Below are 15,994 nucleotides of genomic sequence, written 5' to 3' on the forward strand. Positions count from 1 at the left end.
CTATCGACACCAGACGGCAGAGGAACCCATGGACCTGACCCAGCTCCTGCACGACGACCGCCCCTTCGCCCTGCTGCGCCGCCGCACACCGGGCCATGACGAGAACACCGTCGAGGTGTTCCGCGGGCCCGTCAGCACCTACGACCGCCTCGCCGACCTCCCCGACGAGGGCCTGGCGCTCGTCCCCTTCCGGCAGATCCGCGAGCGCGGGTTCGACGTACGGGACGACGGCACCCCGCTCGCGGTGCTGCTCCCCGAGGAGAGGCACGAGCTCCCGCTCGCCGAGGCGCTGGCACAGCTCCCCTCCCACGACGTCCGGGTCGGGAACGGCGGCTTCGACGTCGCCGACGACACCTACGCGGAGATCGTCGGCCGGGTCCTGCGCGAGGAGATCGGGCGCGGGGAGGGCGCCAACTTCGTGATCCGGCGGACCTACGAGGGCGAGATCCCGGGATTCTCCCGCGCCGACGCCCTCGCCCTGTTCCGGCGGCTCCTGGAGGGCGAGCGGGGCGCGTACTGGACCTTCGTCGTCCACACCGGCGACCGCACGCTCGTCGGCGCCAGCCCCGAGGTGCACGTCCGGATGTCCGGCGGGACCGTCGTCATGAACCCGATCAGCGGGACGTACCGCTATCCCGCCGAGGGCCCCACCCCGGAGCACCTGCTCGACTTCCTCGCCGACGGCAAGGAGATCGAGGAGCTGTCGATGGTCGTCGACGAGGAACTCAAGATGATGTGCACGGTCGGCGACATGGGCGGGGTCGTGATCGGCCCCCGGCTGAAGGAGATGGCCCACCTCGCGCACACCGAGTACGAGTTGCGCGGCAAGTCCTCGCTGGACGTCCGCGAGGTGCTCAGGGAGACCATGTTCGCGGCGACCGTCACCGGCTCGCCCGTGCAGAACGCCTGCCGGGTCATCGAGCGGCACGAGGTCGGCGGCCGCGGCTACTACGCCGGCGCGCTGGCCCTGCTCGGCCGGGACTCCGGCGGTGCCCAGACCCTGGACTCCCCCATCCTCATCCGCACCGCGGACATCGCCGCCGACGGCCGGCTGCGGGTCCCGGTCGGCGCGACCCTGGTGCGCGGCTCGGACCCGGTGAGCGAGGTCGCGGAGACCCACGCGAAGGCGGCGGGGGTGCTGGCGGCTCTCGGCGTACGGCCGTCCCGGCCGCGTGGGGAGCACGCGCGCGTGAGTCTCGCCGACGACCCACGCGTGCGTGCCGCGCTCGACGGGCGCCGCGCGCACCTCGCGCCGTTCTGGCTGCGGATGCAGGAACCCGCCAGGGAACTCACCGGACACGCCCTGGTCGTCGACGGGGAGGACACGTTCACCGCGATGCTCGCGCATGTGCTGCGGTCGAGCGGGCTGGACGTCACCGTCCGGCGCTACGACGAGGAGGGGCTCCGGGACGCTGTGCTCGGCCACGACGGGCCCGTCGTCCTCGGTCCCGGCCCCGGCGACCCGTCCGACCTCGACGACCCCAAGATGGTGTTCCTGCGGGCCCTGACCGCCGAGGTCATCCGCACCCACCGGCACGGCGTGCTCGGCGTCTGCCTGGGCCACGAGCTGCTCGCGGCCGAGCTGGGGCTGGAGATCGTCCGCAAGGAGGTGCCGTACCAGGGCGCGCAGACGACGGTCGACCTGTTCGGGCGGCCGGAGACCGTCGGCTTCTACAACAGCTTCGTGGCGCGCTGCGACGACGAGACCGCCGAGGAGCTGGCCGCGCACGGCATCGAGGTGAGCCGGGCCGGCAACGGAGAGGTGCACGCGTTGCGCGGTCCCGGCTTCGCGGGCGTCCAGTTCCACCCGGAGTCGGTCCTGACGCTGAACGGCGCCGCCGTCGTACGGGAGTTGGTGGGGCGGCTGCGCCGCACAGCCGTCTAGGGGTCAGCCGAAGAACACCCCCACCTCTTCGTACAGCTTGGGATCGACCGTCTTGAGCTGTGCCGTGGCCTCCCCGATGGGGACGCGGACGATGTCGGTGCCGCGCAGGGCGACCATCTTGCCGAAGTCGCCGTCGCGGACCGCGTCGATGGCGTGCAGGCCGAAGCGGGTGGCGAGCCAGCGGTCGAAGGCGCTGGGGGTGCCACCGCGCTGGATGTGCCCGAGCACGGTGGTGCGGGCCTCCTTGCCGGTGCGCTTCTCGATCTGCTTGGCCAGCCATTCGCCGACGCCGGACAGGCGCACATGGCCGAAGGAGTCGAGCGACTGGTCCTTGAGGACCATGTCGCCGTCCTTCGGCATGGCGCCCTCGGCGACGACCACGATCGGGGCGTACGACGCCCTGAAGCGGGAGGTGATCCAGGCGCACACCTGCTCGATGTCGAAGCGCTGCTCGGGGATGAGGATGACGTTGGCGCCGCCCGCGAGCCCGGAGTGCAGGGCGATCCAGCCCGCGTGGCGGCCCATCACCTCGCAGACCAGGACCCGCATGTGGGACTCGGCGGTGGTGTGGAGGCGGTCGATGGCCTCGGTGGCGATGCCGACCGCGGTGTCGAAGCCGAAGGTGTAGTCGGTGGCGGAGAGGTCGTTGTCGATGGTCTTCGGTACGCCCACACAGGGCACGCCGTGCCGGTCGGACAGCTCCGCCGCCACGCCCAGGGTGTCCTCGCCGCCGATCGCGATGAGCGCCTCGATCTCCCGCGCGGCGAGGTTCTCCTGGATGCGGCGGATGCCGTCCTCCTGCTTCAGCGGGTTGGTGCGGGAGGAGCCGAGGATGGTGCCGCCGCGGGGCAGGATGCCGCGGACGGCCGGGATGTCGAGGGGGACGGCGGCGTCCTCCAGTGGACCCCGCCAGCCGTCCCGGAAGCCGGTGAAGTCATAGCCGTACTCCTGTACGCCCTTGCGGACGATGGCCCGGATGACGGCGTTGAGGCCGGGGCAGTCGCCGCCTCCGGTCAGTACTCCGACGCGCATGGACAGTTCCCTTCGCCGCAGGTGCCTGACGAAGGGTCAGTGTGACGCGCGTCTCACTCGTCGTCGAGGCCTCGTTCGATGGCGTATCGGACGAGTTCGACCCTGTTGTGGAGTTGCAGCTTCCCGAGCGTGTTCTGGACGTGGTTCTGGACCGTGCGGTGGGAGATCACCAGGCGCTCGGCGATCTGCTTGTAGCTCAGGCCCTTGGCGACCAGGCGCAGCACCTCGGTCTCGCGCTCGGTGAGCTGCGGGGCCTTGGGCTGGTCGGGGTCGCCGGAGGGCGCGGGGTCGGTGGCCAGGCGGCGGTACTCGCCGAGGACCAGGCCGGCGAGGCCGGGCGTGAAGACGGGGTCGCCGACGGCCGTGCGGCGGACCGCGTCCAGGAGTTCCTCGGTCGACGCCGACTTCAGCAGATAGCCGGTCGCGCCGGACTTCACGGCCTCCAGGACGTCGGCGTGCTCGCCGCTCGCGGAGAGGACCAGGACGCGCAGGGCCGGGTTGTGGCCGACGAGTTCCTTGCAGACCTGGACGCCGGGCTTCACCGGCAGGTTCAGGTCGAGGACCAGGACGTCGGGTCCCGCGGCCTTGGCCCGGCGTACGGCCTGGTCGCCGTCGCCCGCGGTGGCGACCACGTCGAAGCCGGACTCGGCCAGGTCGCGGGCGACCGCGTCGCGCCACATGGGATGGTCGTCGACCACCATCACCTTGATCGGGTCCTTGTCGTTCATCGCTGTCCTGCCTTCCCCCGTGAGACCTTCGGTACTTTCAGCTCGACCTCCGTGCCCTGTCCGGGAGGCGAGATCAGCTCGGCGCTGCCGCCGAGGTCGCGCAGTCGGCCCCGGATCGACAGGGCCACCCCGAGCCGCCCTTCGCCCTCGGCCTGGGCGAGCCGGCCCTCGGGGATGCCCGGTCCGTCGTCCCGGACGGTGACGATCACCTCGTCGGGCTCGTCCTCGACGAGGATCCACGCGCGCGCGTGCTCGCCGGCGTGCTGCCTGACGTTGTCCAGGGCGGCGCCGACGGCCGCGGCCAGCTCGCGGGCGGCGGGCGGGGGCAGCGGGACCGGGGCGCCGGGCTCGACCAGGGAGACCTTCGCCGAGGCGTAGGGCGCGAGCAGGGCGCGCAGGTCGAGCGGGCCGTCGTCGTCCGACGCGTCCTCCACGACGTGTACGACCGCCCCTTGGGCCGCGTCCGACGACACCCGGGACACGGACGTCAGGCCGCCGGAGACCAGGGTGCGCAGCGCCACCTCCTGCTCACCGGCCAGCCGGCCGAGCTCGGCCGCCTCGCCGCCCAGGACCGCGCCCCGGCGCTGCACCATGGCGAGCACCTGGAGGACGCTGTCGTGGATGTCCCGGGCCAGCCGCTCCCGCTCCCGGGTCGCCGCCTCGATCTCGAGGGCGCGGGCGAGGGTGCGCTCGGAGGCGCGGGCGACCTCGACGACGTAGCCGATGGCGATGGAGGCGACCCAGACGAGGATCACGTTGTGGACGGTGTCGCGGGCCGGGTGGCCGCGCTCGATCAGGTTGGCGGCGGCGACCGGCGTGGAGGCGAGCGCGGCCCACCGCCAGCCGCCCTTGATGGCGAAGGCGAGGACGGAACCGGCGGTCCATATCGACGGCAGGGTGGGTCCGCCGCTGTCGATGTGGTGCTGGTCGACGACCAGCGGGGTCAGGACGATGCCGGTGAGCGCGATGGCCAGGTCGACGGCGAGGAAGCCCTTGGTGCACGCGGCCGCGTTCTGGACGCGGGGCAGCGTGGCGAGCGTCCACACGCACAGGACGACGTAGTAGACGATGGCGATGCCGGGCCGGTCGAACTGGTCGTACTCGGTGGCGAAGAGCCCGACCGCGTACAGCATGGTGAGCACGCGGTATCCGGTCAGGGCACGCCACAGCGGCTGCTCGACGGACATGCGCATGACGCGTACCTGTTTGGCCATCTCCCCCACCCCCGGCCGGACTGCCGTGTCCCAGGATCCTAGGACGCTCAGCTGTCGGGCTTGTCCTTCTCGGCGCCCTCGGCCTTCGCGGCAGCCGCCTTGGCGGCCTTCTCCGCCTTGGCCGCTTCCGAGATCTGCCGCTTGGCGGCCGTCGCGTAGATGTCGACGTACTCCTGGCCGGAGAGCTTCATGATCTCGTACATCACCTCGTCGGTCACCGCGCGCAGCACGAACCGGTCGTGCTCCATGCCCTGGTAGCGGCTGAAGTCCAGGGGCTCGCCGATCCGGATGCCCGGGCGCATCAGCTTGGGCATGACCTTGCCGGGCGGCTGGATCTTCTCGGTGTCGATCATGGCGACGGGAATGACCGGGGCGCCGCTGGCGAGCGCCACGCGCGCGAGGCCGCCGGGCTTGCCGCGGTACAGGCGCCCGTCGGGCGAGCGGGTGCCCTCGGGATAGATGCCGAACAGCTCGCCGCGCTCCAGCACCTCGAGGCCGCTCCTGATCGCCGCCTCACCGGCGCCGCGCGCGCCGGAGCGGTCCACCGGGAGCTGGCCGACGCCCTTGAAGAAGGCGGCCGTGAGGCGGCCCTTCACGCCGGGCGTGGTGAAGTACTCGGCCTTGGCGATGAAGGTGACCTTGCGGTCGAGGACCGCCGGCAGGAAGAAGGAGTCGGAGAAGGAGAGGTGGTTGCTCGCCAGGATGGCGGCACCCTCGGCGGGAATGTTCTCCAGGCCTTCCACCCAGGGCCTGAAGGCGACCTTCAGCGGCCCGCCGATGGCGACCTTCATCGTGCCGTACAACAACCGAGTGCCTCCTGTGTCCGTCGCTCAGACCTTAACCCGGAGCTCTGTCAAACAGACCGACGGCCCTGGTCGGTGTCAGTGCGGTCGCGTACGGTGAACCACACCTGGACTTGCTCACGCTTCTTTCATGAACAGGAGACCTAGGTGCCGGTCCTCCCCGGAGCCGAGCCGTTCCGCCATGAGGGCGGGGAGGCCGGTGTCCTTCTCTGCCACGGCTTCACCGGTTCCCCCCAGTCGCTGCGTCCCTGGGCCCAGCACCTCGCCGACCACGGCCTGACGGTCTCCCTGCCCCTGCTGCCCGGGCACGGCACCCGCTGGCAGGACATGGCGCTCACCGGCTGGCAGGACTGGTACGCCGAGGTGGACCGCGAGCTGCGCGCCCTGAGCGAGCGCTGCACCTCCGTCTTCGTGGCCGGGCTGTCCATGGGCGGCACCCTGGCCCTCAGGCTCGCCGCCCGGCACGGGGACGCGGTGAGCGGAGTCGTGGTCGTCAACCCGGCGAACCGGATGCACGGCCTCGCGCCCTACGCCCTTCCCGTGGCCCGGCACTTCGTGCGCACCGCGCCCGGGATCGCCAGCGACATCAAGAAGGAGGGCAGCGTCGAGCTGGGGTACGACAAGGTGCCGCTGCACGCGGCGCACTCCCTGCGGACCTTCTTCCGGCAGGTCGACGGCGAGCTGCCGCAGGTCACCCAGCCGCTGCTGGTGCTGCGCAGCGCCCAGGACCACGTGGTGCCGGCGGCCGACACCGCGCGCGTGCTGAGCCGGGTGTCGTCCGTGGACGTGACGGAGATCGTGCTGGAACAGAGCTACCACGTGGCGACGTTGGACCATGACGCGGAGCGGATTTTCGACGAGAGCCTCGCGTTCATCGGCCGGCACACCACCGGCATCGGCAGTGAAGGGACGGCCGCCCGTGGCTGAGCACGACTCCGACCGCGAAGACCGCGAAGGCCACGAGCCGGAGGAGCAGGGCGTCCCGTTCGACGAGGAGGCCGCGTGGGCGGCCATCGTGGCCGGGTACGGCGAGGAGCCGAAGGACCCGCCGGGCACCAAGCCGTTCAAGTCGGTCGAGGATCTCGCGCTGCTGGAGACGGAGACCAACGACGAGTCGACCGCGACGGCCACCGAGCAGACGCCGGACCCGAAGCCGGAGAAGGACGACAAGCCCGCCAAGCCGCTGGGCGGTTCCGTCGCCTTCGCGCCGGGCGTCGGACCGCGCGACTACAGCGCCCCCGAGCCCTCCGAGGACGACTTCGAGGAGGACGACGAGGGCCACTTCGTGCCGCCGGAGCCGCCGCCGCTGCCCGCCGCCGACACCACCGCGAAGTTCGCGTGGCTGGGTGTGCTGGGCGGGCCGCTCCTGCTGCTGGTGGCGGTGCTGCTGGGCTGGGAGATGACCTGGTGGCTGGCCACGGTCGGGATCGGCGGCTTCCTGGGCGGCTTCGTCACGCTGGTGGCCCGGATGCGGACGGACGACGAGGACGACGGCGATCCCGGGCGGGGCGCGGTCGTCTAGTTCGTGGGGACGTTGAGGGTGGCCAGGACCGGGAGATGGTCGGTGGCCGCCCTCAGGTCTGTCCCGGTGATCCCGGGGAGGTCCGTGGGGACTCCGCAGCCGAGCACCTCGATGCCCTTGGTGGCGAAGATGGCGTCGATGCGCTGAGGGGGATCGCTGTGGGTCCAGGTGTGCTCGCCGCCGCGCGGGTTGGTCGCCCAGCAGTCCTGGAGGTTGGCGGCGATCCGGGTGAAGGCGGCGCCGGTGGGGCGGTCGTTGAGGTCGCCGCCGACGATCGCGTGGTCCACGCCCATGCCGGCGAGGCGGTCGAGGAGGGCGCCTGCCTGGTCGTAGCGCTCGTCCTTCTGGAGCGAGAGGTGACAGCTCAGTACGCCGAGGCGGGCGCCGCCGATGCGTACGACGGCTGTGGCGAAGCCCCTTCGGTGCAGCCCCGGAGTGAGGGGGAGCAGGACGTCTTCCGTGCGTTCGACCGTCGCCCGCAGGTGGCAGAGGATGGCCGGTCCCGCGGCGGTGCCGCCGCCGGTGAGCACGACCAGCCCGGTGGCCGACGCCAGCCTCGCGAGTTTCTTGCGCCAGCGGAAGAAGAGGGGGGCCTCTTGGATGAGGACGAGGTCGGGTTCACAGGCGCGGATGACGCGGGCCAGGGCGTCGGTGTCGTCGCGCATCGAGCGGATGTTGTAGCTCAGGACTTTGACCGGAACCATGTGGATCAATCTACGCCCACGAGAGAGGGGCGGGGGGATCGTGCGCGACTGCCGGTCGTCTGTGGCTGGTCGCGCAGTTCCCCGCGCCCCTGAAAGAGCACAGTCACCGTTACATGATCGGGTCCGGCTCTCTCGCCAGGTCGGCCGCTCCGACGAGGCCCGCCTTGTTGCCCAGTTGGGCGGCGATGACGTCGGCGACCGGGCGCCAGTTGCCGCCGACCAGCCAGCGCTTGTAGGACTTGCGGATCGGATCCAGGACCAGTTCGCCCTCGTCGGAGAGGCCGCCGCCGACGATGAAGGCGGAGGGGTCGAAGAGGGAGGCGAGGTCGGCGAGGCCCGCGCCGGCCCAGCGGGCGAGCTCGCGGTAGGAGTCGACGGCGACCGGGTCGCCCTGGCGGGCGGCCATGGAGATGTGCTTGCCCTCGATGCCGTCGGGGCTGCCGTCGCCGAGCCCGAGGAGGATCTCGGCGTTCTCCGGAGTGGCGTTGGCGCGCTGCTTGGCGTACCTCACCAGGGCCCGCCCCGAGGCGTACTGCTCCCAGCAGCCCTGCGAGCCGCAGCCGCACAGCAGGCCGTCCGGGACCATGCGGATGTGGCCGAACTCGGCGGCCACGCCGAAGTGGCCGCGGCGCAGCTTGTTGCCGATGATGATGCCGCCGCCGAGGCCGGTGCCGAGGGTGATGCAGATGACGTTGCGGTGGCCCTTGCCCGCGCCGAACTTGTACTCGCCCCACGCGGCCGCGTTGGCGTCGTTCTCCACGACGACCGGAAGGCCGACACGGGTCTCGACCTTCTCCTTCAACGGCTCGTTGCGCCAGTGGATGTTGGGCGCGAAGTAGACCTCCGAGCGCTGGCGGTTGACGTATCCGGCCGCACCGATGCCCACGCCCACGATGTCGTGCCCGGCACGGGCGCCCTCCACCGCCGAGGCGATGGCGTCCACGATGCCCTCGGCCGTGCCCGGAGTCGGCACCTTGTGGGTCGAGAGAATGTTGCCTTCCTCATCGACCACGCCGGCCGCGATCTTCGTGCCGCCGATGTCGACGCCGATGGTGAGTCCCATGAATCCCTCAGTTTCGGTCGAGCCCCGCTACGGTCAACCGTACCCGAGGCCCTGCCGTCAGAGGGTTTCAGTCCAAGTCGATGCGCTCGGGACCGGGGTCATCGCCCTTGTCGCGCAGGGTGTCGTCCCGCCGGCTCCAGCGCTGTTCCTGCGCCTGGACCGCGGAGCGGTACGCGGCGAGGAGTTCCCCGCCCGCGGCCGCGAGGTGGTCGAAGACGTCCGGGTTGCGCTCTATGACCGGCTCGACCGCGGCCTTGGCCTGCTGGACGACCTGCCGGACCACCTGCTGGGCGGCGGGTCCGGCGATGCCGCCGAGGAGCGGGGACTGGATGCCGGACAGCTTCTCCGCGACGTTGTCGACGAGCTTGCGCAGTTCCTCGGCGGCCGAGCCCGGGGGCGGGCCGTACTGGGCGCGACGGCGGGCCTTCTCCGCCGCGAGGTCCTCAGCGGCCGCCGTCGCCCACGCGTCGGCGTCGGTCGCCCGTACCTCGTCGTTCGCCTCGTGTTCCCCGGCGTCGGACGGGGGGAGCTCTTCGCTCATGACGGACTCCTGACTACGGTTCGTCCCTACGACGTTACCCGAATGGGCGTACGTGGTTCACGGGGTGCGGGGCCACAGATCCGGGTCCGGCGCGAACCGGATCCGCAGCTCGCCCTCGCGCAGGGCGGCGCCCGCGACGGTGCAGCGGCGCAGGGCGGAGGGCAGCGGGACGATCCGGCGGAACTGCCCCGCGGTGACGACGAGTTCGTCGCCGCGCCGGATCAGGTCCAGTTCCTCGCGTATGGCGCCGGGCAGCGGGATGTGCCACACCAGGACGCCGTCCTCGGCGAGCTGGTCGACGACGGGCCACTCGACGGTGGAGGGCGTCGCGTTGACTCCGGGGACGGCGAGGGCTTCGAGGTCGTCGGTGCCGCGCGGGTCGTGGCCGAGGTGCGGGACGACATGGACGTCGTACGACTCCTGCCACTCCTCCAGGGCCTTGCGCTGCTGGGCGACCAGGCCGGGGTGCCATTCCTCGGGTACGGCCCGGTTGGCGACCAGGGTGTCGGGGCGCAGGCCGCGCAGGGCGAGGGCGAGGCTCGCGGACCGTACGGCGTCGGTGCCGGCGGGGCCGGGTTCGGCGACCAGCCGTACGACGCGGTGCCGGTCGGCGAGGACGGCCTCGACCGCGCCGAGTTCGGTGTCCCAGCGGGCGGCGGTCTCGTACAGCCACTCCGAGGGCATGGGGACACCGGCGAGCCGACCGAGGACGGGCCGCAGACCGGCGGCGGCCTGGCGCTCGGCCGGGAGCAGTCGGCGCAGGTAGCGGCGCAGTTCCTCGGGGAGGGAGAGAAGGGCGAGGGCCTGCGGGGTGGGCGGCAGATCCACGACGAGCAGCTCGTGCCGCTCGGAGAGGGCCGCGTCGCGCAGGGCGCGCAGCAGGGTGAGCTCCTCGGCGCCGGGGAGGGGGGTGACCTCCTCGGGGTCCAGCCGGGAGGCGCCGAGCAGGTCGAGGACGTTGGAGGCACGGTCCTGGAACGCGGCGAGGTCGTCCCGGAAACCGGCGGTGGCGTCGGGACGCCAGGCGGTGAGGTTCTCGGAGACCTGGGCGGGGGTCGCGCCGGTCGGCGTACCGAGGATCGCGCCGAGGGTGTCGGTGCGGTCGGCACTCAGCACGAGGGTGCGGGTCCCCGCGCGGGCGGCGGTGAGCGCGGTGGCGGCGGCGACGGTGGTACGACCGCTGCCGCCGGGGCCGGTGATCAGGATGGTGCGCATAGGGGTGAACCGTAACGGACGCGGTCGTCCTGCGACTGCGGCCCGGTGGGGGCTTGTCGCGCAGTTCCCCGCGCCCCCGGACAAGTGGGTCACAGCCAGGCAGGCCGCGACCGCACCCACTCAGGGGCGCGGGGAACTGCGCGATCAGCCCCCACCGGCCCGCGGACGACAGTGAACCGGCGAAGCCCTACTGCCCCGACTCCACCCGCTTCTTCAACCCCGCCAGCGCCCGGTCGATGATGACCTTCTCCGCCTTGCGCTTGATCATCCCCAGCATCGGGATCTTGACGTCGACGGTCAGCAGATAGGTGACCTCGGTCGAACCCGCTCCGGCCGGCTTGAGCACGTACGACCCGTCCAGCTGCCGCAGCATCTGGGACTTCACCAGCGTCCAGGAGACCTCGTTCTCACCGGTCCAGGTGTAGCCGAGCACCTGGTCGTCCTTGATCGCGCCCGCGTCCATGACGAGACGGACCTGCTCGGCGCGGCCGGACGCGTCGGTCGACAGCACCTCCGCCTGCTTCACCTCACCCGTCCAGTCCGGGTAGCGGGCGAAGTCGGCGATCACGGCCATGACGTCGGCCGGCGCAGCGTCGATCGTGATGCTCGAACTGGTGTGTTCCGCCATCGCCGTGGCTCCTCCAGATACGGTCCGGTGAGGAAGGGTGACGCACGCGTACGCACGTCTGTGCAGCGTGAAGGCTACCGCGCGGACGGACTCACCATTCCAGCGCCCACGGCTTCCCGCTCCCCGCGAAGTGCCCCACGTTCACGCACTCCGTCGCCCCGATCCGCATCCGACGGACCAGGGGCTGGTGCACGTGACCGAACAGGGAGTACCGGGGCCGGGTCCGGCGGATCGCGTCCAGCAGCGCCCGGCTGCCCCGCTCGAACCGCCGCGCCACCGTGTCGTACACCAGCTCCGGCACCTCCGGCGGGATGTGCGTGCACAGCACGTCGACCTCGCCGACCGCCTCGATCTTCGCCGCGTACTCCTCGTCGCTGATCTCGTACGGCGTCCGCATGGGGGTCCGGAGGCCGCCGCCGACGAAGCCGAAGGTCCAGCCGCCGATCTCCACCCGCTCCCCGTCGAGCACGGTCGTACCGGGTCCGGCGTACTCCGGCCAGAGGGGCGGCATATCGACATTGCCGTACGTGGCGTACGTCGGCGTCGGGAAGGCCGCGAACATCTCGGCGTACTGCTTGCGTACGGCCTTCTCGATCACCGAGCCCCGGTCGGCGCCGATCCCGCCCCACAGCCGGGCGCCGAGTTCCCGCGCCTCCTCGAAGCGGCGGGCGGTGCGCAGTTCCACGATGCGGTCAGCGTTCTCCACCCCGAACAGGTCGGGGAAGATGCCGCGCGAGTGGTCGGCGTAGTCGAGGAAGAGGACAAGGTCACCCAGACAGATCAGGGCGTCGGCGCCCTCACCGGCTCTGGCCAGGTCACGGGCGTTGCCGTGTACGTCACTGACCACGTGAACGCGCTTCTTCCGGTTTCCGGCCGGTGTGGGTGCCATGACGATCAAGAGTAGGCCTGTGCGGCATACGTGAACAGTGGCGGCCGGGCCTGCGGTTACTGGCCAGTCAGTAAGCAGGTGGACTACTGTGCGCCAAGAACCCCAATCCGTGTGACGCAGCGAACATCTCGTCGGGACCCCCTGTCGAAGAAGCCATACCGGCGGGTAACGTCCGGGCAGTCCAGTCGTGCTCAGCATTCAATTACTGAAATCCTGAGCACCTGCCCGAGCCTTGGACCGACCGTCGCATCACACAACGTCGTGGCGCCGGCGCCCTATGAGGAGCAGCAGTCTTGCGCGAGTTCAGCCTTCCGGCTTTGTACGAGGTCCCTGCGGACGGCAATCTCACCGACATCGTCCGTAGAAACGCCGCGCAGCATCCCGACGTCGCCGTCATCGCCCGCAAGGTGGGCGGTCAGTGGCAGGACGTGACCGCCACGGCGTTCCTCGCCGAGGTGCACGCGGCCGCCAAGGGACTCATCGCCTCCGGCGTCCAGCCGGGCGACCGGGTCGGCCTGATGTCCCGTACCCGCTACGAGTGGACGCTGCTCGACTTCGCGATCTGGAGCGCGGGCGCGGTCACCGTGCCGGTGTACGAGACCAGCTCGCCGGAGCAGATCCAGTGGATCCTCAGCGACTCCGGCGCGACCGCCTGTGTCGTGGAGCTGGACGCCCACAGCGCGGCCGTCGAGTCGGTGCGCGAGCAGCTGCCCGCGCTCAAGCACGTGTGGCAGATCGAGGGCGGCGGGGTCGAGGAACTGGGCCGCGCGGGCAAGGACATCAGCGACGCGGCCGTGGACGAGCGCAGCTCGCTGGCGAAGGCCGACGACCCGGCGACCATCGTCTACACCTCCGGCACCACCGGCCGTCCCAAGGGCTGTGTGCTCACCCACCGCAGCTTCTTCGCGGAGTGCGGCAACATCGTGGAGCGCCTTCGCCCGCTGTTCCGCACCGGCGAGTGCTCGGTGCTGCTGTTCCTGCCGCTCGCGCACGTCTTCGGCAGACTCGTGCAGATCGCGCCGATGATGGCGCCGATCAAGCTGGGCATGGTCCCGGACATCAAGCAGCTCACCGACGAACTGGCGTCCTTCCGGCCGACGCTGATCCTCGGCGTCCCGCGGGTCTTCGAGAAGGTCTACAACTCGGCGCGCGCCAAGGCGCAGGCGGACGGCAAGGGCAAGATCTTCGACAAGGCCGCCGACACGGCGATCGCGTACAGCAAGGCCCTGGACACCCCGTCGGGTCCGTCGCTCGGCCTGAAGATCAAGTACAAGACCTTCGACAAGCTGGTCTACAGCAAGCTCCGCGCGGTCCTCGGCGGCAAGGGCGAGTACGCCATCTCCGGCGGCGCCCCGCTCGGCGAGCGCCTCGGCCACTTCTTCCGCGGTATCGGCTTCACGGTCCTGGAGGGCTACGGCCTGACCGAGTCCTGTGCGGCGACCGCCTTCAACCCGTGGGACCGCACGAAGATCGGCACGGTCGGGCAGCCGCTGCCGGGTTCGGTGATCCGGATCGCGGACGACGGCGAGGTGCTGCTGCACGGCGAGCACCTGTTCAAGGGCTACTGGAACAACGAGGCCGCCACGGCCGAGGCGCTGAAGGACGGCTGGTTCCACACCGGTGACATCGGCACCCTCGACGAGGACGGCTACCTGAGGATCACCGGCCGCAAGAAGGAGATCATCGTCACCGCGGGCGGCAAGAACGTCGCCCCGGCCGTGATCGAGGACCGTATCCGGGCGCACGCGCTGGTCGCGGAGTGCATGGTCGTCGGCGACGGGCGTCCTTTCGTGGGCGCGCTGGTCACCATCGACGAGGAGTTCCTGGGTCGTTGGGCCGAGGAGCACGGCAAGCCGGCGGGTTCCACCGCGGCGTCGCTGGCCGGGGACGCGGACCTGAACGCGGCGATCCAGGCCGCGGTCGACGACGGCAACGCCGCGGTGTCGAAGGCGGAATCGGTGCGGAAGTTCCGCATTCTGTCCTCCCAGTTCACGGAGGAGACGGGCCACCTCACGCCGTCCCTGAAGCTCAAGCGCAATGTGGTGGCGAAGGACTTCGCGTCCGAGATCGAGGCGATCTACGCGAAGTAGGACGCCTCCTGACGGAGCGTCATGGCGCGGTGTCCTCCACGAGGACCCGCGCCATCGTCCGTTCGGCGAGCGCGGTGATGGTGACGAACGGGTTCACCCCGATGTTGCCGGGGATCAGCGAGCCGTCGGTGACGTACAGCCGCGAATACCCCTTCACCCGGCCGTAGTTGTCGGTGGCCTTGCCCAACACGCAGCCGCCCAGCGGGTGGTAGGTGAAGTCGTCGGCGAAGACCCGGCTCGGGGAGCCGAAGAGGTCGTACCGGTAGATGGTCGAGTTGGCGGAGTTGATCCGGTCGAAGAGCTTCTTGGCCATGCCGGAGGAGACCGCGCTCTGTGCGGCGGTCCAGTCGAGGCCCAGCCCCCCGCTGCCGTAGGAGAATCTGGCGCGCTGCGGGTTCTTGGTGATCGCCAGGTACAGACTCACCCAGTGCTCCAGTCCCGTGGGTAAAGGAGCGATCTCGGCGAAGACGGGGTTGTCGGTGTTGGCCCAGTCGTCGATGCCCATGACCGGCATGGTCGACTGGTTGGCCCCGACGGTGTCCCACAGGTGGTTGGCCCGCCCGAGCATCGTGTTGCCGTTGGGTCCCCAGCCGTCCCCGACGCTCGCGTCCAGCGCCGGGAGCGTCCCCGACTGCCGTGACCGCAGCAGGAGTTCACTGGTGCCGAGGCTGCCGCCGCCGAGGAACAGGTAGGTGCAGGAGTACTGCTTGGTCTCGACGACCGCCCCGGTGTAGTCGATGCGGTCGGCGGTCAGCACCCAACTGCCGTCGCTCGCCCGGCTGATGCCGGTGACCTTCTCCAGGGTGTGGATGGTGACGTTGCCGGTGCCGAGCGCGGATGCCAGATAGGTCTTGTCGAGGCTCTTCTTGCCGAAGTTGTTGCCGTAGATGACCTCCTGGCCGAGGGCGGACTTGGTGGCGGTGCCGGCGGCCTCGCGCTGCATGTAGCCGAAGTCGTAGACGCTGGGCACGAAGGTGGTCTTCAGCCCGGTGTTCTGGGCGTGCTTCCGGGAGACCCGGCTGAACCGGTACCACTCGGTCGACTCGAACCAGGCTGGGTCGATGGTGTTGACGCCGAGCATGGCGCGGGCGCGCGGGAAGTACGTGGCGTACATCTCGGCGGTGTCGACGGTCGGGAACTGCTCGGCGAAGTAGGACTGGAGCGGGGTGACCGCCATGGAGCCGTTGACCAGGGAGCCGCCGCCGACCCCGCGGCCCACGAAGACGGACATGTTGGGGAAGCGGACGCGGTCCAGGACGCCCGGGTAGGGGGTGATGTCCTTGTTGACGACGTCCAGCCACAGGAAGGTGGCCAGCGGCGCCTCGGTGCGGTTGCGGAACCACATGGAGCGCTGGTCGGGGTTGGCGGTGTTGCAGAAGACCTTGCCGTCGGGGCCGGTGGTGTTCCAGAGCCGGCCCATCTCCAGGACGAGGGTGCGGATGCCGGCCTGGCCGAGGCGCAGGGCGGCTACCGAGGCGCCGTAGCCGGAGCCGACGACGATGGCGGGTGCGGACTCGACCGCGGCGGGCTCGTCCGCGCGGGCCGACTGGAGCCCGACGCGGGTGAAGCCGAGAGTGGCCGCCGTCTGGAGGGCGGCCATGCCAAGGATCTGACGTCTAGTCAGCTGACGCTGTATCAGTTTTGCTGTCATGGCCGCAGCATCGGCGGATTATCCGCCTC

Annotated in this window: 15 protein-coding genes; 4 read left to right on the forward strand and 11 right to left on the reverse strand. The window is 70.8% G+C overall.

Annotation, left to right across the window (positions count from 1 at the left end):
- Nucleotides 1-28: 28 nt before the first annotated feature.
- Complete coding sequence (locus AC2XR2_RS11560) at nt 29-1,885, forward strand: anthranilate synthase family protein (RefSeq protein WP_491514968.1); 1,857 nt, start codon at nt 29-31, stop codon at nt 1,883-1,885.
- Between the two features lie 3 nt (nt 1,886-1,888).
- Here the strand turns inward: AC2XR2_RS11560 and AC2XR2_RS11565 are convergent, their stop codons facing one another.
- The 4 genes from AC2XR2_RS11565 to AC2XR2_RS11580 are packed head-to-tail and all read right to left on the reverse strand — an operon-like array spanning nt 1,889 to nt 5,665.
- Nucleotides 1,889-2,917, reverse strand: coding sequence for a 6-phosphofructokinase (locus tag AC2XR2_RS11565; protein WP_491514969.1), 1,029 nt, complete (start codon nt 2,915-2,917; stop codon nt 1,889-1,891).
- Between the two features lie 53 nt (nt 2,918-2,970).
- Nucleotides 2,971-3,645: a response regulator gene (locus AC2XR2_RS11570; protein WP_381304260.1), complete on the reverse strand. Its 675-nt coding sequence runs from the start codon at nt 3,643-3,645 to the stop codon at nt 2,971-2,973.
- A complete protein-coding gene (gene macS / locus AC2XR2_RS11575; RefSeq protein ID WP_491514970.1) occupies nt 3,642-4,859 on the reverse strand; it encodes a MacS family sensor histidine kinase in 1,218 nt (405 codons plus the stop codon). Before macS ends, AC2XR2_RS11570 begins: the two co-directional genes overlap by 4 nt.
- 47 nt (nt 4,860-4,906) lie before the next feature.
- Nucleotides 4,907-5,665 (reverse strand): lysophospholipid acyltransferase family protein, encoded by a 759-nt coding sequence (locus AC2XR2_RS11580; protein ID WP_330267505.1) that lies wholly within the window; start codon nt 5,663-5,665, stop codon nt 4,907-4,909.
- A gap of 144 nt (nt 5,666-5,809) precedes the next feature.
- On the opposite strand from AC2XR2_RS11580, the gene AC2XR2_RS11585 reads away from it, so the two are divergent.
- Nucleotides 5,810-6,589 (forward strand): alpha/beta hydrolase, encoded by a 780-nt coding sequence (locus tag AC2XR2_RS11585; protein WP_330267504.1) that lies wholly within the window; start codon nt 5,810-5,812, stop codon nt 6,587-6,589.
- Nucleotides 6,582-7,184 carry a hypothetical protein gene (locus AC2XR2_RS11590; protein ID WP_491514971.1) on the forward strand — a complete coding sequence of 201 codons (603 nt, stop codon included), beginning with the start codon at nt 6,582-6,584 and terminating at the stop codon, nt 7,182-7,184. Before AC2XR2_RS11585 ends, AC2XR2_RS11590 begins: the two co-directional genes overlap by 8 nt.
- Here the strand turns inward: AC2XR2_RS11590 and AC2XR2_RS11595 are convergent.
- The 6 genes from AC2XR2_RS11595 to AC2XR2_RS11620 all read right to left on the reverse strand — a co-directional run bounded on the left by AC2XR2_RS11595 (nt 7,181) and on the right by AC2XR2_RS11620 (nt 12,182).
- On the reverse strand, nt 7,181-7,888 hold the full coding sequence (locus AC2XR2_RS11595; protein ID WP_491514972.1) for an endonuclease/exonuclease/phosphatase family protein: 708 nt from the start codon (nt 7,886-7,888) through the stop codon (nt 7,181-7,183). The genes AC2XR2_RS11590 and AC2XR2_RS11595 overlap by 4 nt on opposite strands.
- A gap of 109 nt (nt 7,889-7,997) precedes the next feature.
- Entirely contained in the window at nt 7,998-8,951 is a 954-nt protein-coding gene (locus AC2XR2_RS11600) for an ROK family glucokinase (RefSeq protein ID WP_007381458.1), read from the reverse strand.
- A gap of 67 nt (nt 8,952-9,018) precedes the next feature.
- A complete protein-coding gene (locus AC2XR2_RS11605; protein WP_491514973.1) occupies nt 9,019-9,492 on the reverse strand; it encodes a DUF5304 family protein in 474 nt (157 codons plus the stop codon).
- A 57-nt stretch (nt 9,493-9,549) separates the two neighbouring features.
- On the reverse strand, nt 9,550-10,707 hold the full coding sequence (locus AC2XR2_RS11610; protein WP_491514974.1) for an ArsA family ATPase: 1,158 nt from the start codon (nt 10,705-10,707) through the stop codon (nt 9,550-9,552).
- Between the two features lie 187 nt (nt 10,708-10,894).
- Nucleotides 10,895-11,335 (reverse strand): SRPBCC family protein, encoded by a 441-nt coding sequence (locus tag AC2XR2_RS11615; RefSeq protein WP_330267499.1) that lies wholly within the window; start codon nt 11,333-11,335, stop codon nt 10,895-10,897.
- A 91-nt stretch (nt 11,336-11,426) separates the two neighbouring features.
- Nucleotides 11,427-12,182, reverse strand: coding sequence for a metallophosphoesterase family protein (locus AC2XR2_RS11620; RefSeq protein ID WP_381304275.1), 756 nt, complete (start codon nt 12,180-12,182; stop codon nt 11,427-11,429).
- Between the two features lie 335 nt (nt 12,183-12,517).
- Between AC2XR2_RS11620 and AC2XR2_RS11625 the strand changes: the two genes are divergently transcribed.
- Nucleotides 12,518-14,314 carry an AMP-dependent synthetase/ligase gene (locus tag AC2XR2_RS11625; protein WP_330267498.1) on the forward strand — a complete coding sequence of 599 codons (1,797 nt, stop codon included), beginning with the start codon at nt 12,518-12,520 and terminating at the stop codon, nt 14,312-14,314.
- Between the two features lie 19 nt (nt 14,315-14,333).
- Here the strand turns inward: AC2XR2_RS11625 and AC2XR2_RS11630 are convergent, their stop codons facing one another.
- Entirely contained in the window at nt 14,334-15,965 is a 1,632-nt protein-coding gene (locus AC2XR2_RS11630; RefSeq protein WP_491514975.1) for a GMC oxidoreductase, read from the reverse strand.
- Nucleotides 15,966-15,994 lie beyond the last annotated feature (29 nt).

The sequence above is a fragment of the Streptomyces sp. LS-MS-L19 genome (assembly GCF_058382285.1).

Coding starts and splice junctions, on each gene's coding strand:
- AC2XR2_RS11615 (WP_330267499.1), bottom strand. CDS start 11,335: ATGGCGGAACACACCAGTTCGAGCATCACGATCGACGCTGCGCCGGCC.
- macS (WP_491514970.1), bottom strand. CDS start 4,859: ATGGCCAAACAGGTACGCGTCATGCGCATGTCCGTCGAGCAGCCGCTG.
- AC2XR2_RS11605 (WP_491514973.1), bottom strand. CDS start 9,492: ATGAGCGAAGAGCTCCCCCCGTCCGACGCCGGGGAACACGAGGCGAAC.
- AC2XR2_RS11600 (WP_007381458.1), bottom strand. CDS start 8,951: ATGGGACTCACCATCGGCGTCGACATCGGCGGCACGAAGATCGCGGCC.
- AC2XR2_RS11610 (WP_491514974.1), bottom strand. CDS start 10,707: ATGCGCACCATCCTGATCACCGGCCCCGGCGGCAGCGGTCGTACCACC.
- AC2XR2_RS11570 (WP_381304260.1), bottom strand. CDS start 3,645: ATGAACGACAAGGACCCGATCAAGGTGATGGTGGTCGACGACCATCCC.
- AC2XR2_RS11595 (WP_491514972.1), bottom strand. CDS start 7,888: ATGGTTCCGGTCAAAGTCCTGAGCTACAACATCCGCTCGATGCGCGAC.
- AC2XR2_RS11565 (WP_491514969.1), bottom strand. CDS start 2,917: ATGCGCGTCGGAGTACTGACCGGAGGCGGCGACTGCCCCGGCCTCAAC.
- AC2XR2_RS11560 (WP_491514968.1), top strand. CDS start 29: ATGGACCTGACCCAGCTCCTGCACGACGACCGCCCCTTCGCCCTGCTG.
- AC2XR2_RS11630 (WP_491514975.1), bottom strand. CDS start 15,965: ATGACAGCAAAACTGATACAGCGTCAGCTGACTAGACGTCAGATCCTT.